The sequence below is a fragment of the Streptomyces sp. Sge12 genome (assembly GCF_002080455.1).
Classification (GTDB): domain Bacteria; phylum Actinomycetota; class Actinomycetes; order Streptomycetales; family Streptomycetaceae; genus Streptomyces.
Window position 1 is genome coordinate 2,537,125 of the sequence record NZ_CP020555.1, and the last position, 20,981, is coordinate 2,558,105.

15 protein-coding genes are annotated in these 20,981 nt (G+C 70.9%); 5 read left to right on the plus strand and 10 right to left on the minus strand.

What is annotated here, in order from left to right; genetic code table 11:
* Position 1 precedes the first annotated feature (1 nt).
* Both B6R96_RS10935 and B6R96_RS10940 read left to right on the plus strand, forming a co-directional pair.
* Positions 2 to 1,015 (plus strand): NADP-dependent oxidoreductase, encoded by a 1,014-nt coding sequence (locus tag B6R96_RS10935; RefSeq protein ID WP_081522364.1) that lies wholly within the window; start codon positions 2 to 4, stop codon positions 1,013 to 1,015.
* A 119-nt stretch (positions 1,016 to 1,134) separates the two neighbouring features.
* Entirely contained in the window at positions 1,135 to 3,165 is a 2,031-nt protein-coding gene (locus B6R96_RS10940) for a phosphocholine-specific phospholipase C (protein WP_081522365.1), read from the plus strand.
* 33 nt (positions 3,166 to 3,198) lie between these two features.
* On the opposite strand, the gene B6R96_RS10945 is transcribed toward B6R96_RS10940, so the two are convergent.
* Positions 3,199 to 3,738, minus strand: a complete 540-nt coding sequence (locus tag B6R96_RS10945; RefSeq protein WP_081522366.1) for a GNAT family N-acetyltransferase — start codon at positions 3,736 to 3,738, stop codon at positions 3,199 to 3,201.
* A gap of 166 nt (positions 3,739 to 3,904) precedes the next feature.
* Here B6R96_RS10945 and B6R96_RS10950 point away from each other — a divergent pair, with 166 nt between their 5' ends.
* The gene (locus B6R96_RS10950) at positions 3,905 to 4,606 is read left to right on the plus strand and encodes a nitroreductase family protein (RefSeq protein WP_053704986.1); all 702 of its coding nucleotides are present in this window, start codon (positions 3,905 to 3,907) and stop codon (positions 4,604 to 4,606) included.
* 97 nt (positions 4,607 to 4,703) lie between these two features.
* Here the strand turns inward: B6R96_RS10950 and pruA are convergent, their stop codons facing one another.
* Positions 4,704 to 6,335: an L-glutamate gamma-semialdehyde dehydrogenase gene (pruA, locus tag B6R96_RS10955; protein ID WP_081522367.1), complete on the minus strand. Its 1,632-nt coding sequence runs from the start codon at positions 6,333 to 6,335 to the stop codon at positions 4,704 to 4,706.
* Between the two features lie 31 nt (positions 6,336 to 6,366).
* Positions 6,367 to 7,293 (minus strand): proline dehydrogenase family protein, encoded by a 927-nt coding sequence (locus B6R96_RS10960; RefSeq protein WP_030386796.1) that lies wholly within the window; start codon positions 7,291 to 7,293, stop codon positions 6,367 to 6,369.
* 160 nt (positions 7,294 to 7,453) lie between these two features.
* Here B6R96_RS10960 and B6R96_RS10965 point away from each other — a divergent pair, with 160 nt between their 5' ends.
* Complete coding sequence (locus B6R96_RS10965) at positions 7,454 to 8,755, plus strand: PucR family transcriptional regulator (protein WP_081522368.1); 1,302 nt, start codon at positions 7,454 to 7,456, stop codon at positions 8,753 to 8,755.
* 76 nt (positions 8,756 to 8,831) lie between these two features.
* On the opposite strand, the gene B6R96_RS10970 is transcribed toward B6R96_RS10965, so the two are convergent.
* Entirely contained in the window at positions 8,832 to 9,404 is a 573-nt protein-coding gene (locus tag B6R96_RS10970) for a TetR/AcrR family transcriptional regulator (protein ID WP_053173200.1), read from the minus strand.
* Positions 9,405 to 9,493: 89 nt separating this feature from the next.
* On the opposite strand from B6R96_RS10970, the gene B6R96_RS10975 reads away from it, so the two are divergent.
* Positions 9,494 to 11,050, plus strand: coding sequence for an MFS transporter (locus tag B6R96_RS10975; protein WP_081522369.1), 1,557 nt, complete (start codon positions 9,494 to 9,496; stop codon positions 11,048 to 11,050).
* Positions 11,051 to 11,116: 66 nt separating this feature from the next.
* Here the strand turns inward: B6R96_RS10975 and serA are convergent, their stop codons facing one another.
* The 6 genes from serA to B6R96_RS11005 all read right to left on the minus strand — a co-directional run bounded on the left by serA (position 11,117) and on the right by B6R96_RS11005 (position 20,930).
* Positions 11,117 to 12,706 (minus strand): phosphoglycerate dehydrogenase, encoded by a 1,590-nt coding sequence (gene serA, locus B6R96_RS10980; protein WP_030386800.1) that lies wholly within the window; start codon positions 12,704 to 12,706, stop codon positions 11,117 to 11,119.
* Between the two features lie 309 nt (positions 12,707 to 13,015).
* A complete protein-coding gene (gene ilvC, locus B6R96_RS10985; RefSeq protein ID WP_052872321.1) occupies positions 13,016 to 14,017 on the minus strand; it encodes a ketol-acid reductoisomerase in 1,002 nt (333 codons plus the stop codon).
* A gap of 128 nt (positions 14,018 to 14,145) precedes the next feature.
* Complete coding sequence (gene ilvN / locus B6R96_RS10990; RefSeq protein ID WP_030010002.1) at positions 14,146 to 14,670, minus strand: acetolactate synthase small subunit; 525 nt, start codon at positions 14,668 to 14,670, stop codon at positions 14,146 to 14,148.
* A gap of 32 nt (positions 14,671 to 14,702) precedes the next feature.
* On the minus strand, positions 14,703 to 16,589 hold the full coding sequence (locus B6R96_RS10995) for an acetolactate synthase large subunit (RefSeq protein WP_030386802.1): 1,887 nt from the start codon (positions 16,587 to 16,589) through the stop codon (positions 14,703 to 14,705).
* Positions 16,590 to 16,793: 204 nt separating this feature from the next.
* Positions 16,794 to 19,700, minus strand: coding sequence for a putative bifunctional diguanylate cyclase/phosphodiesterase (locus B6R96_RS11000; RefSeq protein WP_081522370.1), 2,907 nt, complete (start codon positions 19,698 to 19,700; stop codon positions 16,794 to 16,796).
* 282 nt (positions 19,701 to 19,982) lie between these two features.
* Positions 19,983 to 20,930, minus strand: coding sequence for a 2-hydroxyacid dehydrogenase (locus B6R96_RS11005; RefSeq protein ID WP_081525061.1), 948 nt, complete (start codon positions 20,928 to 20,930; stop codon positions 19,983 to 19,985).
* Positions 20,931 to 20,981: the final 51 nt, after the last annotated feature.

Sequence of the window (20,981 nt, forward strand, 5' to 3'; positions counted from 1 at the left end):
CATGACCACGCACACCGCTCACTTCGTCCACCAGATCGCCCGCCCCTGCGGCTTCCCCACCGCCGCGGACTTCGCCCACGTCACCGCCCCGGTCCCGGAGCCGGGGCCCGGCACCGCGCTCGTGGAGAACCTGCTGCTCTCGGTGGACCCGTACCACCGCGGCCTGATGGACGGCGGCGAGGGCGGCTTCGCGCTCGACGCCCCGCTGGAGGGACGCGCGGTGGGCCGGGTGCTCGCCTCCCGCGACCCGGGGCTGCGCGAGGGCGACCTCGTCTTCCACCGTGCGGGCTGGCGGACCCACGCCCTGGTCACCCCGGGCGTGGACGGGACGCGCCGGCTGCGCGGCCACGACGGCGTCCCGCTGGAGGCGTACCTGTCCCACCTCGGCGGCACCGGGCTGACCGCGTACGCCGCCCTCACCCGGACCGCCGCCCTGCGGAGCGGCGAGGACCTCTTCGTCTCCGCCGCCGCGGGCGGGGTCGGTACGGCCACCGGCCACATCGCCCGGCTGCTGGGCGCCCGGCGGATCGTCGGCAGCGCCGGATCGGCGGCCAAGGTCCGCCACCTCACCGACGTACTCGGCTTCGACGCGGCCTTCGACTACCACGACGGCCCGGTCGGCGAGCAGCTCGCGCAGGCCGCCCCGGACGGCATCGACGTCTACGTGGACAACGTCGGCGGGGACCATTTGGAGGGGGCGATCGACGCGCTGCGCGAGTACGGGCGGATCGCCTGGGTCGGCGCGATATCCATGTACAACGGGGACCGCTCGCCCGCCGCGCCGCGCAACCTCTTCGAGGTCGTACACAAGTCGCTGCGCCTGGAGGGGGTATTGGTTCGCAATCACACCAATCTGCAGGAGGAGCTGGAGGAGTTCCTCGTACCCCATCTGCGCAGCGGCCGGATCGGCACCGACACCACCGTTGTCCAGGGTTTCGACCGGACGGTGGAGGCCTTTCTGGGCATGCTCCGGGGGGAGAACCTGGGCAAGATGCTGGTCCGGATCGACAACTGATTCCAGCCACCCTTATGTTCACCGAACTCTTACCGCACGGATGTAGACCTTTGAGCCCGGCGCCGCCACTCTTGCCGTCGTTGTGCCAGCGGGGCACTTGAGTGGGAGGCGAGAGGCCAGTGACACCGATCAGCCGCAGAGGTTTCGTGGGAATCGGCGCCGGGCTCGTGGCGGGCGCCACCCTGCCCGCGGTCACGCCGACGACGGCGGCCGCGGCCGCCGCGACCGGCACCATCACCGATGTGAAGCACGTGGTGATCCTGATGCAGGAGAACCGCAGCTTCGACCACTACTTCGGCAGGCTGAAGGGCGTCCGCGGGTTCGGCGACCGCGCCGCCGGCAACATCCCGGGTGGCTGGGGCATGTTCAACCAGCCCAACTGGGGCGGCCGACAGTACCCGTGGAAGCTGTCCGACACCCCGCCGGCGGGCGGGGTGGACGGCGAGACGCTGGCCCAGTGCAACGGCGACCTCCCGCACAGCTGGACCTCGCAGCACGCCGCCTGGAACAAGGGCCGCATGGACAACTGGGTGCTCGGCGTCGGCAACACCCGCACCCTCGGGCACCTGGACCGGGAAGACATCCCCTTCCACTACGGCCTCGCCGACAACTACACGATCTGCGACGCGTACTTCTGTTCCACGCTCAGCGCGACCGGCCCGAACCGCACCTTCCTGTGGAGCGGCAAGATCGACGCATCCAGCAAGGACGGCGGCGACGAGTCCGGGCTGACCTGGGAGACCTACGCGGAGGCCCTCCAGCGGGCCGGGATGACCTGGAAGGTCTACCAGAACGCGCAGGACAACTACGGGGACAACGGGCTCGCCTACTTCAAGAAGTTCACGGACGCGGCCCCCGGCAACCCGCTGTGGGACCGCGGCATGGGTTCGGTCCCCCGGGTCACCGGCTCCACCCCGGACGACATCGCGGCCGCGATACGCGCCGACGTCCTCGCGGGCACACTCCCCCAGGTGTCCTGGGTCGTGGCCAACGAGGCCTTCTCGGAGCACCCGTACGCCCCGCCCGGCGACGGCGCGCACTTCGTGGACCTGGTCCACCGGGCGCTGGCCGCGAACCCGGAGGTCTTCGACTCCACCGTCCTGTTCCTCAACTACGACGAGAACGACGGCTTCTTCGACCACGTCCCGCCGCCGGTGGCGCCGCCCGGCACCCCCGGCGAGTACATCGACGGCACCCCGATCGGGCTCGGCTTCCGCGTCCCGATGATCGTGATGTCCCCGTGGACCCGCGGCGGCTGGGTGAGCTCCGAGGTCTTCGACCACACCTCGGTCCTGCGGTTCATGGAGAAGTGGACGGCCGCCCTCGGCACCCCCGCCACCTGCCCGAACATCAGCGCCTGGCGCCGCAGGGTGGTCGGCGACCTGACCGGCGTCTTCGACTTCGCGCACCCGGTCTACGGCGTCCCCGCGGGCCTTCCCTCCACCGCCAAGGTGATCGGCCAGGCGACCTGCGGCCCGCTCCCCAATCCGGCCCCGCAGGACAACGCCCTCCCGGCTCAGGAGCCCGGCACCCGCCCGGCACGGGCCCTGCCGTACCAGGTGAACGGCAACCTGGACCGCTTCGAGTTCGGGGCGGCCGGCAAGATCCTGGCCTGGTTCTCGATGACCAACCAGGGCGCCGAGGCCAAGCAGGCGGCCCACTTCTCGATCCACCCGCACCAGCACCGGGACACGGCGGCCTGGCAGTACACGGTCGACCCGGGCGGGACCGGCAGCGACTACTTCAACATCGGTCTCGGCCACGGCTCGGGCAAGTACGACATCTCCATGCACGGGCCGAACCGCTTCCTGCGCCGCTTCATCGGCGACGCCTCGAAGCCGGGCAAGGACATCGAGGTGGCGGCCCGCTTCGCGATCGAGCCGGGCACCGGCAAGGCGGCGGTCTACTTCAGGATGAAGAACGCCTCCGGCTCCCCCGTCACCTTCACGATCCGCTCGAACGCCTACCGCACGGACGGTCCATGGACCTACACGGTCCCGGCGAACTCCTCGCGCGAGGACTACTTCAACGCCGTGGCCTACAGCAACGGCTGGTACGACTTCACGATCCTGGCGGACTCCGACGGCACCTGGTCGCGCCGTTACACGGGCCACATCGAGTCGGGCGCGCCCAGCGTCTCGGGCTCGTAGCGGTCGTCTCGGTCAGGCTCGTAGCGGCCGCGGCTACAGGACGTCCCCGTCCCGCCAGTCGAAGTCGAGCCGCCCGGCCGGGTCCGGCAGGACCTCGCCGGGCGGCGCCCACACGTACGTGGAGCCCTCCTCCTCGGGGAGCGGGACGGGCCCGTCCGGCGCGAGCACGCCGATCCGCCCGCCCCACACCTGCCAGCCGCGGCCCAGGTACAGCGCGGCCCCGTCCTCGGAGGCCGACAGCGCACCGAGCACGTACGCCCCTGCGACGACCTGCTCCAGCCGGGCCATGACCTGCCCGCCGAGACCGCGGCGCCGTGCGTCGGCCCGTACGGCCACGGCCTCGACGTACCCGGTGCGCAGGGCCCGGCCCCGGTGCACGACCCGCCGCATGACCACGCTGCCGTGCGCGACGAGGTCCCCGGCCGGGTCCCGGACGAGGGTGTGCATCCCGCCGAGGGCGTGCTCGAAGTCCTCGTCGGCGAAGTCCCCGTCGAAGGCCGCGTCGAGCAGGGCCCGGACCTCGCGCAGTTCCCCGCCGGTCAGCTCAGAGGTGTGTGCGACGCGCACGTCCATCGCGGCTCCAGCCAGTCGGTGTACCCGGTGCGGGGGTCCGCGTCCCGGTCGCTCGTCCCGCGACCGTACCAAGGACCGCATTGCGGACGCCGGGCACCGTCCACCGGCCGGAAATCGGCCGATGCGGCCCTGGCGGTCCGGACCAATGCCTCGGCAGACTCGCCCCATGTCGCCCCATACCCAGCAGTGGACCCCGATCCACGGCCAGCCGTACCGTCCCGCCCCCTACCGGCCCGAGCGGATGGCGAGCGGTGAATCCCTCGCGCGCGCCGCCGAGTTGCGGGCGCGGATGGACGAGCGGCGGACCGTACGGCACTTCTCTCCCGACCCGGTGCCGGAGCAGGTGGTCCGTGACGCAATCGCCTGTGCGGCGACCGCCCCCTCCGGGGCGCACCAGCAGCCGTGGACCTTCGTCCTGGTCAAGGACCCCGCCGTGCGCCGGCAGATTCGCGCGGCCGCCGAACAGGAGGAGCAGCTGTCCTACGACGGCCGGCTCGGCGACGAATGGCTGGCCGCCCTGCGCCCCATCGGCACGGACGCCGTGAAGACCCACCTGACGGACGCGCCGGCGCTGATCGTGGTCTTCCAGCAGCGCTACTGGCTCGGCCCGGACGGCACGAAGCGCAAGCACTACTACGTGGACGAGTCGGTCGGCATCGCGGTCGGCATGCTCCTGTCCGCCCTCCACCTGTCCGGCCTGGCGGCGCTGATCCACACCCCCAGCCCCATGCGCTTCCTCAGCCACGTCCTGAAGCGCCCGGAGAACGAGAAGGCCTTCGCGGTCATCCCGGTGGGCTACCCCGCGGACGACTGCGAGGTCCCGGACCTCGTCCGCAAGTCCCTGGAGCAGGTCATCGTGGAGGTCTAGGCCGGCCCGGGCCGGGGGCGAGCGCCCGGGAAATGGAGACCGCCCCCGCTCCGGACTTGGGGGTACCGGAACGGGGGCGGGGTTCTGCGGGGCCGGATCAGCCCATGTGGGGGTACGCGTAGTCGGTCGGCGCGACCAGCGTCTCCTTGATGGAGCGGGTGGAGGTCCACCGCATGAGGTTGCTCGCGGCGCCCGCCTTGTCGTTCGTGCCCGAGGCGCGGCCGCCACCGAAGGGCTGCTGGCCGACGACGGCGCCCGTGGACTTGTCGTTGATGTAGAAGTTGCCCGCCGCGAAGCGGAGCTTCTCCATCGCGTCCGCGGCCGCGTAGCGGTCGGCGGCGATGATCGAGCCGGTCAGGGCGTACGCCGAGACGGACTCCATCTGCGCGAGCATGGCGTCGAAGTCGGCGTCCTCGTAGACGTGCACGGCGAGGATCGGGCCGAAGTACTCGGTCGTGAAGACCTCGTTCTCCGGGTCGGTGCACGCGATGACGGTCGGGCGGACGAAGTAGCCCTCCGAGTCGTCGTAGCGGCCACCGGCGATGATCTCGCAGGTCGGGTCGGCGATCGCACGGTCGATGGCGGCCTTGTTCTTGGCGAACGACCGCTCGTCGATGACGGCGCCGATGAAGTTGGTCAGGTTGCGGACGTCACCCATGGTGATGCCGTCGACCTCGGCCGCGAAGGCCTCCTTGAAGCCGTCGTTCCAGATCGAGGCCGGGATGTAGGCGCGCGAGGACGCCGAGCACTTCTGGCCCTGGAACTCGAAGGAACCGCGGGTCAGGGCGGTCTTCAGGACGGCGCGGTCGGCGGACGGGTGCGCGACGACGAAGTCCTTGCCGCCGGTCTCACCGACCAGGCGCGGGTAGGACTTGTACTTCTCGATGTTGTTGCCGACCGTCTTCCACAGGTACTGGAAGGTCTTGGTCGAGCCGGTGAAGTGGATGCCGGCCAGCTCGGGGTGGTTCAGGGCCACCTCCGACACCGCGATGCCGTCGCCGGTCACCAGGTTGATGACGCCCTTGGGCAGGCCGGCCTCCTCCAGGAGCTCCATGAGGAGGATCGCGGAGTGGGTCTGCGTCGGGGACGGCTTCCACAGGACCACGTTGCCCATGAGGGCGGGGGCGGTCGGCAGGTTGCCCGCGATGGCCGTGAAGTTGAACGGCGTGATCGCGTAGACGAAGCCCTCGAGCGGACGGTGGTCGCTGCGGTTCCACACGCCGGCGGAGTTCGCGACCGGCTGCTCGGCCAGGATCTGGCGGGCGAAGTGGACGTTGAAGCGCCAGAAGTCGACGAGCTCGCACGGCGTGTCGATCTCGGCCTGCTGCGCGGTCTTCGACTGGCCCAGCATGGTGGAGGCGGCGAGCTTCTCGCGCCACGGGCCGGACAGCAGCTCGGCGGCGCGCAGGATGATCGCGGCGCGGTCGTCGAAGGACATCGAGCGCCAGGCCGGGGCGGCGGCCAGGGCGGCGTCGATCGCCTCCTGCGCGTCGGCCTCGGTGGCGTTGGCGTAGGTGCCGAGCACGGACTTGTGGTCGTGCGGCTGGACCACGTCGAAGCGCTCGCCGCCGCCCATCCGCTTGACGCCGTTGATCGTCATCGGGAGGTCGATCGGGTTCTCGGACAGCTGCTTGAGCTGCTCTTCGAGGCGCGTGCGCTCCGGGGTGCCGGGGGCGTACGAGTGGACCGGCTCGTTGACCGGAGCGGGGACCTGGGTCACAGCATCCATGGGGCTGGTAACTCCTTGACCTAGTTCTTGGCTAGTTCTTGGTGATCATCGAGCGGACGAAGAAGAGCAGGTTGGCCGGCTTCTCCGCGAGGCGGCGCATGAAGTAGCCGTACCAGTCCGTTCCGTACGCGGTGTAGACGCGCATCCGGTGGCCCTCGGCGGCGAGCCGCAGGTGCTCCTCGCTGCGGATCCCGTACAGCATCTGGAATTCGTACTCGTCCAGCTTGCGCCCGGCCTTGCGGGCGAGCTCCTGGCCGATGGCGATCAGGCGCGGGTCGTGCGACCCGATCATCGGGTAGCCCTCGCCGTCCATCAGGATCTTCAGGATCCGGACGTACGCCTTGTCGATCTCCGCCTTGTCCTGGTAGGCGACCTCGGCGGGCTCCTTGTAGGCGCCCTTCACGATGCGGACGCGGCTGCCGGCGGCGGCGAGGCGGCGGGCGTCGGCCTCCGTACGGAAAAGGTACGCCTGGATCACGCAGCCGGTCTGCGGGAAGTCGCGGCGCAGCTCCTCGTGGATGGCGAACATCGAGTCGAGGGTGGTGTGGTCCTCGGCATCGAGCGTCACGGTGGTGCCGATGGCGGCGGCGGCCTCGACGACCGGGCGGACGTTGGCGAGGGCGAGCTCGTGGCCGCCCTCCAGCGCCTGGCCGAACATCGACAGCTTGACGGACATCTCGGCCTTCTCGCCGAGGCCGAGCTCCGCGAGGCGCTCGATGAGCTGGAGGTAGGCGTCCCGGGCGGCGTGGGACTGCTCCACCTCGGTGATGTCCTCGCCGACGACGTCGAGGGTGACCTCCAGGCCGGCCTGCGTGAGCTCCTCGACGATCGGGATGACCTGGTCGACGGTCTCGCCGGGGATGAACCGGTTCACCACGGGCTTGGTCACCGGGGCGGCAGAGACGATACGACGCATCTTGTCGCTGCGCGAAGCGGCGAGGATCACGGGACCCAGCACGGGGGCACCTCCAGCGGGTGGCAGAAGAAAAGCGCAAGTAAAACCACCGTGAAACCTAAGGATCGCTTTGATCCTCTGCCATCGACAGCTGTCACGCATCCGTGTCCCGGATCTCATACATCTGTCTGAAGGGCCGCTGTCGGGGTGGGAGAATGTCGGAGTGAAGGGCGATTACCAGGACCTGGTGGACGAGATCTCCGCGCTGCTCGGCGCCCCGGCGACCCTGGAAAACCGGGATTTCCGGCTGATCGCCTTCGGCGCCCACGACAGCGACGACGATCTCGCGATGGACCCGGTGCGGACCCGCTCGATCCTGACGCGGCAGTCCACGGCGGACGTCCGGTCCTGGTTCGAGGGCTTCGGCATCGCCCGCGCCACCGGACCCGTCCGGATCCCTGCGGCGCCCGAGGCGGGCGTGTTCCGGGGGCGGATCTGCCTGCCGGTGCGGTACCGGGGCATCGTGCAGGGCTACGTGTGGCTCCTGGACCAGGAGCCCGGCCTGCCCGGGCCCGGGCCGGCGGCGCTGGACGCGGCCATGGAGGTGGCCCAGCGGATCGGGGTACTGCTCGCCGAGGAGGCGAGGGCCGGGGCGGACCTGTCGCGGGAGTTCCTGGCGGTGCTCACCGCGGGCCGGGGCTGGCAGCAGGACATGGCGGTGGCTGCGCTCCGGGTGGCGCTCGGCGCCGGCGGGGACGGGCTGCACGCGGCGGTCTGCGTGACGCCGTGGCCCGGGGAGGCGCCGGCCTCGGTTCCGGGTGCGGCGGCGGTGTGCGTCGTCCCGCGGCGCGTCGGCTCCGGGCCGGGCTCCGCCGTTCCGGGTACGGGTACGGGAGCGGGGTCCGGGCCGGACACCGCGGGCGAACCGGCTCTGGCGGTACTGCTCCGGCTGCGCTCGACGGACGCGCTGACTCCGGCCCTGGCGGCGGTGGCCCGGCTGCTGCCGCGCGCGGCCGAGGCGACGGGAACGGACGGGAAGGGCGCGGGCGCAAAGGGCGCGGACGGGGGCGCCGGGGCCACCGCCGTCACCGCGGCCACGTCCACGGCTCGGGGGGTGACCGCCGGCGTCGCCGACCCGGTGCGGGGTCTCGCGGAGCTGCCCGCCGCCTGGGAGCAGGCTGTCGCGGCCGCCCGGGCGGCCGCGGCGCAGCCCCGGCTCGGCCCGGTCGCCCAGTGGTCGGCGATCGGCCCGTACCGGATGCTGGCGAGCCTCGCCGCCGACCCGGTGGACGACCCCTCGGCGCGCACCCTGTTGACCCCGGCCAACCGCGAACTCGCCCGTACCGCCGAGGTCTTCCTGGACTGCGCCGGCCAGGCGGGCCGCGCGGCGGCCGCCCTGGGCATCCACCGCCAGACCCTCTACTACCGCCTGGGCCGGGTGGAGCAGTTGACCGGCCTCGACCTCGACGAGGGTGAGGACCGCCTGCTGCTCCACATGGCCCTCAAGGCCGCGCGCCTGACGTAGGACGCCCCGTCCGGCAACCCCCTTCAGGGGGCGTCCTGTTCGATCGGGCGGGGGCAAGCGCCGGATCAGGGCCGGGTCAGGGCCGGATCATCGCCTCCGCCGCACGCCGCATGCCCTCGGTGAACTCCTCCGCCGTGGCCGCCGACTCCGGGTCGAACAACCACTGGATCATCAGGCCGTTCAGCAGCGCCTGGTAGAAGGTGCCCAGCGTGCGCACGTCCCGGTCGTCGAGCTGATCCTCGGGGGTCCCGGTCAGCATGGAGATCAGGCCGCGGCGCCCCTCGGCCTGCGAGGCCGCGAGCATGGCGCGCAACTCCGGCCGCTGGTCCCTGCCGAGCGCCACTTCCAGGCTGGCCGCCCAGACCGGGCCCGACTTCTCGTGCTGCGCCAGTACGCCCTCCCACAGGGCCCGGAAGCGCTCCAGCGACCCGCCCTCACCGTCGAGGCCGGACTGGAAGACCGCGCCCCACTCCTCCATGAGTCCGATGAACGCCTCGGTGAGGAGGGCGTCCTTCGAGCCGTAGTGGTAGCCGATGGACGCCAGGTTGGTCCCCGAGGCGCTGACGATGTCGCGCGCGGTCGTGCGCACGAACCCCTTCTCGACCAGGCACTTCTTGGCGCCTTCGAGCAGATCTTCGCGATGTCCCATGCCGCCACGGTAGCAAGACAACCGTCCCAGACAACAGTTCCATACATGCGTCATAGACAAGCGTTTAAGACGTCTGTATGTTTCTGCTCATGACAACTCCCGCCGCCACAGCGCGACATGCCGGACGCCGCGAATGGACCGCCTTCACCGTCCTCCTGCTGCCCCTCCTCCTGGTCTCGATGGACGTCTCCGTCCTCTACTTCGCCATCCCGGCCATCACCGACCAGCTGGACCCGAGCTCCACCCAGCAGCTCTGGATCTTCGACAGCTACGCCTTCGCCCTCTCCGGCCTTCTGATCACGATGGGCTCGCTCGGCGACCGGATCGGCCGCCGCAAGCTGCTGCTGATCGGCGCGACCGCCTTCGGCCTCGCCTCGATCGGCGCCGCCTGCGCCACCAGCGCCGAGATGCTCATCGCGGCCCGCGTGCTGCTCGGCATCGGCGGCGCCACCCTGATGCCCTCCACGCTGGCCCTCGTACGGAACCTCTTCCAGGACGACAGGCAGCGCGGGCAGGCCATCGCCATCTGGTCCGGGGCCATGACCGGCGGCATCGCCCTCGGCTCGGTGCTCAGCGGGGTGATGCTGAACCACTTCTACTGGGGCTCCGTCTTCCTCATCAACGTGCCGGCGATGCTGCTCCTGCTGCTCCTGGTCCCGGTCCTGGTACCGGAGTTCAAGGACCCGGCCCCCGGCCGCTTCGACCTGCTGAGCGTCCCGCTGTCCATGGCCGCGGTGCTGCCCGTCGTCTACGGGCTCAAGGAGATCGCCGCCGAGGGCTTCGAGCCCCTCTACGCGGGCTGCCTCGCCGTCGGCCTGGCCTTCACCTGCGTCTTCGTCCGCCGCCAGCGCACCCGCGACGACGCCATGATCCCCCGGGCCCTCTTCCAGGGCCGCGGCTTCGGGGCGGGCATCGGGCTGAACACCGTCGCCGCCTTCGCCATGATGGGCTCCGCCTACTTCACCACCCAGTACCTCCAGTCGGTGCTCGGCATGGGCACCCTGGAAGCCGCCCTGTGGAGCCTCGCCCCCTCGGTCGTCATCGGCGCCGCGGCCCCGGTCTCCGCCGCCCTCGCCCAGAAGGTGGACCGGGCCCACGTGATCGCCGGCGGGTTCGTCCTCGCCGCCACCGGGTTCGTCCTGATCAGCCTGGTGGACACCGACTCGCTGTGGCTGATCCTGACCGGCGCCGGGGTGCTGGCCTCGGGCATCGTCACCGTGCTGTCCCTGGTCGCGGACATGGCGCTCGCCTCGGCGCCCGCCGAGAAGGCCGGCTCCGCCGCCTCCCTGCTCGAGACCGGAACGGAATTCGGCGGCGCCCTGGGCATGGCGGTCCTCGGCAGCCTGGGCACCGCGGTCTACCGCAGCGATCTGGCGGACTCCGGGCCCGCCGTGCGGGAGACCCTCGGCGGGGCCGTCGCCACCGCCCACCACCTCGGCGGACCGGCCGGCGAGCAGGTCCTGGCCCTGGCCCGGGAGGCCTTCGTCCACGGAATGCAGTACGCGGCCTGGGGCGGCGCGGCGCTGCTGCTCGGGGCGGCCGTGCTCGCCGCGGCCCTGATGCGGGGTATCGAAGCTCCCGCCCCGCCCGCGGCGGAGCAGGCCGAGGCGGAGCAGGACGACGTGCCGGTGCCGACGTACAACTGACCGGGACGGCAGGGAACGTGAAAGGGCCCGGGGGAGTCCCCCGGGCCCTTCGTCATGTCATACGGGTCAGGCGAGGCTGACCGTGCGCGCCGAGGCGGCGCCGATCTCGGAGGCGATGTCGGCGAGGACGTCCGCCGGTACCGCGGCGTCCACGGTGAGGACGGCGAGCGCCTCGCCGTGCGCCTGCGCACGGGCGACCTGCATGCCCGCGATGTTCAGACCGCCCTCGCCGAGGACGCGGCCGACGGTGCCGACCACGCCGGGGCGGTCGGTGTAGCGCAGGACGACCATGTGGTCGGCGAGCGCCAGGTCCACGTCGTACTCACCGATGCCGACGATCTTCTGGAGGTGCTTCGGGCCCGCGAGGGTACCGGAGACCGCCACTTCCTGACCGTCCGACAGGGTGCCGCGCACGGTCACCACGTTGCGGTGGTCCGGGGACTCCGAGCTGGTGGTCAGACGGACCTCGACGCCGCGCTCCTGCGCGAACAGCGGCGCGTTGACGTAGGAGACCGTCTCGTCGACGACGTCCTCGAAGACACCCTTGAGGGCGGAGAGTTCCAGCACCTTGACGTCGTGCTGGGTGATCTCGCCGCAGACCTCGACGTCGAGGCGGACCGCGACCTCGCCCGCGAGGGCGGTGAAGATGCGGCCGAGCTTCTCGGCGAGCGGCAGACCGGGACGGACGTCCTCGGCGATGACGCCGCCCTGGACGTTGACCGCGTCCGGTACGAGCTCACCGGCGAGCGCGAGGCGCACCGACTTGGCGACCGAGACACCGGCCTTCTCCTGGGCCTCGTCCGTGGACGCGCCGAGGTGCGGGGTGCAGACGACCTGGTCGAGCTCGAAGAGCGGGGAGTCGGTGCAGGGCTCCTTCGCGTACACGTCGAGACCGGCGCCGGCGACGCGGCCCTCCTTGATGGCCGTGTACAGCGCGGCCTCGTCCACGATCCCGCCGCGGGCGGCGTTGACGATGCGGACGGACGGCTTCACCTTGTGCAGGGCCTCGTCCCCGATGAGACCGAGGGTCTCGGGGGTCTTGGGCAGGTGCACGGTGATGAAGTCGGCGACCTCCAGGAGCTCGTCCAGCGCCAGCATCTTGACGCCCATCTGGGCGGCGCGCGCGGGCTGTACGTAGGGGTCGTAGGCGACGACCTTCATGCCGAAGGCCGACATGCGCTGGGCGACCAGGACGCCGATGCGGCCGAGGCCGACGACGCCGAGGGTCTTCTCGCTGAGCTCGACGCCCGTGTACTTGTTCCGCTTCCACTCACCGTTCTTCAGGGCGGTGTTGGCCTGCGGGATGTTGCGGGCGGTGGCGACGAGCAGGCCGCAGGCGAGCTCGGCCGCGGTCACGATGTTCGAGGTCGGCGCGTTGACGACCATCACGCCGGCCTTGGTGGCGGCGGAGACGTCCACGTTGTCCAGACCGACACCGGCACGCGCGACGACCCGCAGCTTCTTGGCCGCGGCGATGGCCTCGGCGTCGACCTTGGTGGCGGAGCGGACGAGGATCGCGTCGACGTCGACGATCGCGGGCAGCAGCTCGGCGCGGTCGGCGCCGTTGCAGTGGCGGATCTCGAAGTCCGGGCCGAGCGCCTCCACGGTGGCGGGCGACAGCTCTTCGGCGATGAGTACGACAGGTTTCGAGCTCACGTGGGTCCTCACAAGTCCAGTGCGGACGGCCGTCCCGACGGCCGCAGGCGGTGGAGGGGGTAGCCGCGTGGAAGACGCACGACACTGTGGGCCTGACGCGTATGTGTTGAGCAGTGTAGTGGCGCTGACGGGCCGGATTTCCGCCTGTACGGAAGGATCACCCGTCCGTGGTTGGCCGGGGTGGACAACCCGTGCCCCTGGGGGCCGGATTCCCGGGTCCCGAAACCCCGTCCGGCCGGTCGGCCGGGGAGGTGCGGTGATGCACGGCGGGGCCGGGACCCCAGGTGTCCCGGCCGCGCCGTCACGGGCTCAGCTCTCGTCGTTGTCGACCCAGCTCATCAGCTTGCGGAGCTTCTTGCCGGTGGTCTCCAGCAGGTGCTCCTCGTCGGCCTTCTTGTACTCGTTGTACTTCGGCAGACCGGCCTTGTACTCGGCCATCCAGGTGTTGGCGAACTCGCCGCTCTGGATCTCCGCGAGGACCTTCTTCATCTCGGCCTTGGTGGCGTCGGTGATGATGCGGGGGCCGGTGATGTAGTCGCCCCACTCGGCGGTCTCGGAGACGGACCAGCGCATCTTCTCCAGGCCGCCCTCGTACATGAGGTCCACGATGAGCTTCAGCTCGTGCAGGCACTCGAAGTACGCGATCTCCGGCTGGTAGCCGGCCTCGGTCAGGGTCTCGAAACCGGCCTTGACCAGGGCGGAGGCGCCACCGCAGAGGACGGCCTGCTCACCGAAGAGGTCGGTCTCGGTCTCCTCGGTGAAGGTGGTCTTGATGACGCCGGCGCGGGTGCCGCCGATGCCGGCCGCGTACGAGAGCGCGAGGGCGAAGGCGTTGCCCGAGAAGTCCTGCTCGACGGCGGCGATGCAGGGCACGCCGCGGCCTTCCTCGTACTGGCGGCGGACCAGGTGGCCCGGGCCCTTGGGGGCGACCAGGGCGACGTCCACGTTGGCCGGGGGCTTGATGAAGCCGTAGCGGACGTTGAAGCCGTGGCCGAAGAAGAGCGCGTCGCCCTCCTCGAGGTGCTCCTTGATGGACTCCTCGTAGATCTCGGCCTGCAGCGGGTCCGGGGTGAGGATCATGATGACGTTCGCCCAGGCGGCGGCCTCGGCCACGGGGACGACCTTCAGGCCCTGCTCCTCGGCCTTGGCCTTGGACTTCGAGCCCTCCTTCAGGCCGACGACGACGTCGACGCCGGAGTCACGGAGCGACAGCGCGTGGGCGTGGCCCTGGCTGCCGTAACCGATGACCGCGACCTTGCGGCCCTGGATGATGGACAGGTCGGCGTCGTTCTCGTAGAACAGCTCGGCCACTGGGATATCTCCTTGGTGCGCTGGTGTTGCTCCCACCGTACGGCGGGGAACGGAATCTGAGTTTGTCGGTCTCGCTATGCGGGCCGAGCGTGTCTGCCGCGGCTCGTGCCGCCGCCGTGCCGGCCGGGTCAGGCGCTGCGGTCGAGCGCGCGCAGGCTGCGGTCCGTGATGGACCGGCCGCCGCGCCCTATGGCGATCGTGCCGGACTGCACGAGCTCCTTGATGCCGAAGGGCTCCAGCATCTTGAGCATCGCGCCGAGCTTGTCGGAACCGCCGGTGGCCTCGATGGTGACGGCCTCCGGGGAGACGTCGACGGTCTTGGCGCGGAACAGCTGGACGATCTCGACGATCTGCGAGCGCGTCTCGTTGTCGGCGCGGACCTTCACCAGGACGAGCTCGCGCTCGATGGCGTTGTGGGACTCCAGCTCGACGATCTTGAGCACGTTGACCAGCTTGTTCAGCTGCTTGGTCACCTGCTCCAGCGGGAGGTCCTCGACGTTGACGACGATGGTGATGCGGGAGATGTCGGGGTGCTCGGTGACACCGACCGCGAGGGAGTCGATGTTGAACCCGCGGCGGGAGAACAGCGCGGCGATCCGGGCGAGGATGCCGGGCGTGTTCTCGACCAGGACGGAGAGCGTGTGCTTGGACATGTGGGGCGTTCTCTCTCTCGGGCTCTCTCGGCTCAGTCGTCTTCGTTGTCGCCGAAGTCGGGACGGACGCCCCTGGCTGCCATGACCTCGTCGTTGGAGGTGCCGGCGGCGACCATCGGCCACACCATGGCGTCCTCGTGGACGATGAAGTCGATCACGACGGTGCGGTCGTTGATCGCGTTGGCCTCGGCGATGACCTTGTCCAGGTCGGCCGGGTCCTCGCAGCGCAGCGCCACGCAGCCCATGGCCTCCGACAGCTTGACGAAGTCCGGGACGCGGGTGCCCTTGCGGGGTGCGACGGACTCGCCGAGCTGGGAGCCGACCGTGTCGTGACCGGTCTCGTCGGCGTGCAGGACGGTGTTGGAGTACCGCTGGTTGTAGAACAGGGTCTGCCACTGGCGGACCATCCCCAGCGCGCCGTTGTTGATGATCGCGACCTTGATCGGGATGTTGTTCAGCGCGCAGGTGACCAGTTCCTGATTGGTCATCTGGAAGCAGCCGTCGCCGTCGATCGCCCAGACCGTGCGCTCGGGCATGCCGACCTTGGCGCCCATCGCGGCCGGGACCGCGTAGCCCATGGTTCCGGCGCCGCCGGAGTTCAGCCAGGTGCGGGGCTCCTCGTACTTGACGAAGTGCGAGGCCCACATCTGGTGCTGGCCGACACCGGCCGCGAAGATCGTGCTCTTCGGCGCGAGCGCGCCGATCCGCTCGATGACCTGCTGGGGCGAGAGGCTGCCGTCGGTGGGCAGGTCGTAGCCCAGCGGGTACGTGTCGCGCCAGCGGCTGAGGTCGTTCCACCAGGCGGTGTAGTCGCCGGCGTTGCCCTCGGTGTGCTCGGCCTGGACGGCCTGGATCAGGTCGGCGATGACCTCGCGGGCGTCACCGACGATCGGGACGTCGACCGCGCGGTTCTTGCCGATCTCGGCCGGGTCGATGTCCGCGTGGATGATCTTGGCGAAGGGGGCGAAGCTGTCCAGCTTGCCGGTGACGCGGTCGTCGAAGCGGGTGCCGAGCGCGATCAGCAGGTCCGACTTCTGCAGCGCGGTGACGCCGGTGACGCTGCCGTGCATGCCCGGCATGCCGACGTGCAGCGGGTGGCTGTCCGGGAAGGAGCCCAGCGCCATCAGAGTGGTGCAGACCGGGACGCCGGTCAGCTCGGCGAGGACCTTCAGCTCGGCGGTCGCGCCGGACTTCATGACACCGCCGCCGACGTACAGGACCGGGCGCTTGGCCTGGCAGATCAGCTTGGCGGCCTCGCGGATCTGCTTGGCGTGCGGCTTGGTGACCGGGCGGTAACCGGGGAGGTCCTGGGCGGGCGGCCACGAGAAGGTGGTCTTCGCCTGCAGGGCGTCCTTGGCGATGTCGACCAGGACCGGGCCGGGGCGGCCGGTGGCCGCGATGTGGAAGGCCTCGGCGATCGTCCGCGGGATGTCCTCGGCCCTGGTGACCAGGAAGTTGTGCTTGGTGATCGGCATCGTGATGCCGACGATGTCCGCCTCCTGGAAGGCGTCGGTGCCGATCGCCTTGGAGGAGACCTGACCGGTGATCGCGACGAGCGGGACGGAGTCCATGTGCGCGTCGGCGATCGGGGTGACGAGGTTGGTGGCGCCCGGGCCCGAGGTGGCCATACAGACGCCGACCTTGCCGGTGGCCTGCGCGTAGCCGGTGGCGGCGTGGCCGGCCCCCTGCTCGTGGCGGACCAGGATGTGACGGACCTTCTTGGAGTCCATCATCGGGTCGTACGCGGGGAGGATGGCGCCGCCCGGAATACCGAAGACGGTGTCGCACCCCACCTCTTCGAGAGAGCGGATGAGGGACTGCGCACCCGTGACGTGCTCAACTGCGGCGGACTGCTGTCCGCCGGAACGGGGCCGCGGCTGCGGATGGTGGGCCCCGGTGGCCTGCTCGGTCATCGGCATTCTCTTCTCGAAGCTGAGGGTTTTACGCGGATTCGACTCTGTGCCAGTGCAACAAAAAACCCCTCGTGCCAGGAGGCAAGCGAGGGGAGCGCGTCGGGGGTGTTGAGCGGGGACATGCAGGTCCCAGCTTCAGCCGACGCGCTTTCCAAGTACGAGAATTCGGGTGCGCATGGCACTGACCCTCCCTCTGGCGGGAGGGTGATGTCAAGTAGGTGGGACGGGCGTCTCATTATGTGAGCCTCTGTGCATCGCCATCGAGCCCCCGGGGGAACCGCCGGCCAGTGCTGGTTGGGCCGCTCCGCCCGGTACTGGGAACGTACCGCGCACCAGCGCACGCCGCAGCCTGTACTCGTCGAGCGGTCCGGAAAAGGCCATTCCCTGGCCGTGCGTGCACCCCATCGCGCGCAGCGCCAGGACCTGCTCGGGCAGGTCCACCCCGTCCGCGACCGACCGCATGCCCAGGTCGTTTGCGATCCGCAAGAGACCGGCGGTGATCTTGTGCAGGCGGGCGGACTCGACCACCCCCTCGACCAGGCCCCTGTCCAGCTTGAGCATGTCCACGGGGAGGCGGCGCAGGGCGCTGATGGCCGCGTAGCCGCTGCCGAAGCCGTCCAGGGAGATACCCACCCCGAGCCGGTGCAGGGCCGTCAGGCGGCGCTCCAGGTCGTCGAAGGGCACTCTGGGGTCCGACACGGCGAGTTCCAGGACGAGGGCACCGGAGGGCAGTCCGTGCCGGGTCAGCAGTGCCTCCACGGAGCCGAGCGGCATGGACCGGTCCAGGAGCCGCTGCGCGGTCATCCGTACGGCCACGGGTACGTCGTGCCCGGCCCGGTGCCGGTCGGCGGCCTGCTCGACGGCCTCCTCCAGCAGCCAGCGCCCCAGCTCGGCGGTGCGCGCGGCGTCGTGGCCGGGTCCCACGGAGCCGGTCGCGGAGCCCGGACCGCCCGCTCCCCCCTCGCTGTACTCGGCGACCCGCAGGAACTCCGCCGGGGTGAAGAGGATCCCCTGCGCGGAGCACCAGCGGGCCTGCGCGGCGACGGCCGACACCTCGCCGGTGGCCAGCGAGACCACGGGCTGGTGCAGCAGGGCGAACTCCCCCTCGTGCAGTGCGGTCCGAAGCCGGCCCGCCAGCTCGGCCTTGCGCACCACCTCGGCCTGCATCTGGGGGGCGTACATCTCGACGCGGTCCTTGCCGCCCGCCTTGGCCCGGTACATCGCGAGGTCCGCGTTGCGCATCAGGTCCGAAGGGGTGATGCCGGGGTCGGCGAAGGCCACGCCGATGCTCGCGGCGACCCGTACCTCGCTGCCGCCGATCCGGTACGGCTGGGAGAGGGTCGTGCGCAGCCGGTCGGCGATCTCGCGCACCTGGTACTCGCGGGCGCTGGGGTCGCGGCTGCCGTCGCCCAGGATCAGCGCGGCGAACTCGTCGCCGCCGAGGCGGGCGGCGGTGTCCCCGGCCCGGACCGAGTCCTGGAGCCTGCGCGCGGCCTCGACGAGCAGCTCGTCACCGGCCTGGTGGCCGATGGTGTCGTTGACCGCTTTGAAGCCGTCGAGGTCGATGAAGAGCACGGCGGTGCTGTGGTCGCCCGCCCGCCGGCCGGTCAGGGCCTGGCGCACGCGCCGGGTGAACAGGGCCCGGTTCGGCAGGTCGGTCAGCGGATCGTGCTCCGCGCTGTGCTGGAGCTGGGCCTGGAGCCGGACCCGCTCGGTGACGTCCCGGCTGTTGAGGATGAGCCCGCCCTGGTGCCGGTTGACGGTGGACTCCACATTGAGCCATTCGCCGCCGCCGGACTTGAAGCGGCACTCGATGCGGGTGGTGGGCTCCTCGGTGGGCGGTGCGGCGAGGAAGCGGCGCACCTCGTGGACCACCCGGCCGAGGTCGTCGGGGTGGATCAGGGTGGCGAGCTCGGTGCCGACCAGCTCCTCCGCCTCGCGGCCGTAGACCCCGGCGGCGGCGGGGCTGACGTAGCGCAGGGTCCCGGTGGGCGCGGCGATCATGATGACGTCGCTGGAGCCCTGGACCAGGGAACGGAAGTGGTTCTCCTTCTGGGCCAGTTCCTGGGTGAGGGCGATGTTGTCGAGCAGCATGATGCCCTGGCGGATGACGAGGGCGAGCACGACCGTGCAACCGGTGAAGACGACCATCCGGTCCACCTTCCGGCCGTCGACGACGTTGTACAGGATGCCGAGGGTGCACACGGCCGCCGCGAGGTACGGGGTGAGGGCGGGCAGCGAGCCGGTGATCGGGCGGCTGTGCGCCCGGTCCGCGCGCGGACGCCCGGCCGGCTCCGGGCCCGGGTGGAGGCGCCGGGCGCCCCAGGGCGCGTACGCGAGCAGCAGCGAGCCCGCGAACCAGCCCGCGTCGAGCAGTTGTCCGGACTGGTACTCGGCGCTGAGCAGGGGCGAGGTGAACAGGGCGTCGCTGAGCACGGTCAGGGCGAGGGCCGCGATGGCGGTGTTGACGGCGGAGCGGTTGGTCTCGCTGCGCCGGAAGTGCAGGACCAGGACCATCGAGACGAGCGCGATGTCCAGGAGCGGATAGGCGAGGGAGAGGGCGGCGCGCGGGACGCTGCCGGGGGCGCCGGACTGGGCGGTCCGCGCCGCGTGGGCCAGGGCCAGGCTCCAGGAGAGGGTGAGCAGGGAGCCGCCGATGAGCCAGGAGTCGAGTCCGAGGCACACCCAGCCGGCGCGGGTGACGGGGCGCTTGGCGAGGACGAGCAGGCCCACGATGGCGGGCGGGGCGAAGCAGAGGAAGGCGAAGTCGGCGAGGGAGGGTTTGGGCACCTCCTGGCCGAGGATCACCTCGTACCAGCCCCAGACCGCGTTGCCGCCGGCGCCCATGAGCGAGGAGAAGGCGAAGAGCAGCCAGGCGGGGCGTTCGCGGCTGTCGATCGCCCTCGCGTAGGTGTAGCAGGAGATCGCGGCGAGCAGGCCGGCCGCGCTGAGCCCGAAGTCGCCCATGATCTCGGCGACTTCCTCCGAGCCCCAGTTGAGGGCGGCGCCGACGGCGTACCCGCCGCTGACCACCGCGAGGAGCAGCTGCATCGCCAGGCCCTTGCCTCCGCCGGAGACGGACGGCCGGTTCAGCAGCGCCGTCCCCGGGCTGCTCACCGGTCCCCCTCGCCGGCTGGTTCCGGTGCAGCCCATTCTCGACAGCGTCGCCTCCGGCGGCTGTGCCGCGTCGGATCCTTCGTCCATTGGCCGTGCATCGCCCGTCGCCCCCCAAAGTGTCCGATCACTCCCCAGCGCCAGACGTTCGTGGCGCAGCCCCTTCTTCCGGACGATACACCACTTTCGTCACTCAGGGACATAGTCCCTCTACTCTCCGTTACCGTTCGGGGAGTTGAGCACACCCAACGCATTCGAGTGACTGCGGAGCGTGCGCACCGCCCGTCACTCCGTGATCAACACCAGGTGCTCCACCGGCTCTCCCGCGGCGAACCGGGTGAGCTGGCGGGCCAGCAGCCGCTTGGCCCTCGGCTCGAACGCCGAGCTGCTGCCGCCGACATGAGGCGTGATCAGGACATTCGGAGCATGCCAGAGCGGGTGGCCGGCGGGCAGCGGTTCCGGGTCGGTGACGTCGAGCGCCGCCCGCAGCCGGCCCGACTCCACTTCCGCCAGCAGCGACTTGGTGTCGACCACGGGACCGCGCGACACGTTCACCAGCAGGGCGCCGTCCTTCATCCGGCCGAGGAAGTCGGCGCCGGCCAGGCCCCGGGTGGCCTCGTTCAGCGGGGTCACGAGGATCACCACGTCGGCCGACGGCAGGAGCCGCGGCAGGTCGGCCAGGGCGTGCACGGGCCCGCGGGGGCCGGTCCGCGCCGTACGCGCCACCCGGGCGACCGGCCCGCACTCGAAGGCCACGAGCCGGTCCTCGATGGCCGAGCCGATCGATCCGTAGCCGATGATCAGAACCGACTTGTCGGCGAGTGCGTCGTAGAACCCGGAGCGCCACTCCTCGCGGTCCTGGCCGCGGACCATGCCGGGGATGCCGCGCAGCGAGGCGAGGGTCAGTGCGAGGGCGAGCTCGGCGGTGCTGGCCGTGTGGACGCCCGCGGCGTTGCACAGCCGTACGCCGGGGCGCAGGTCGCCGAGGCCGCCCAGCACGTGGTCGATTCCGGCGGTCAGCGTCTGGACGACCTGGACGGCCGCCATCGCCGCCAGCGGGCGCACGGTGACCTCGGGGGACTTCATGTAGGGGGCCACGTAGAAGACGCAGTCGGCCGGATCGGCCGGGAAGGCGTCCTCGCCGTCCCAGAGGCGGTACCGGAAGCAGTCGGGCAGGCCCTCGATCTCCTCGGCGGGGAACGGAAGCCAGACATCCGGGGTCATTGCAGTCATGATCACGAGGCTATGCCAAGCCATCCGGATCAAGCCGTTAGTTTGAGGGCC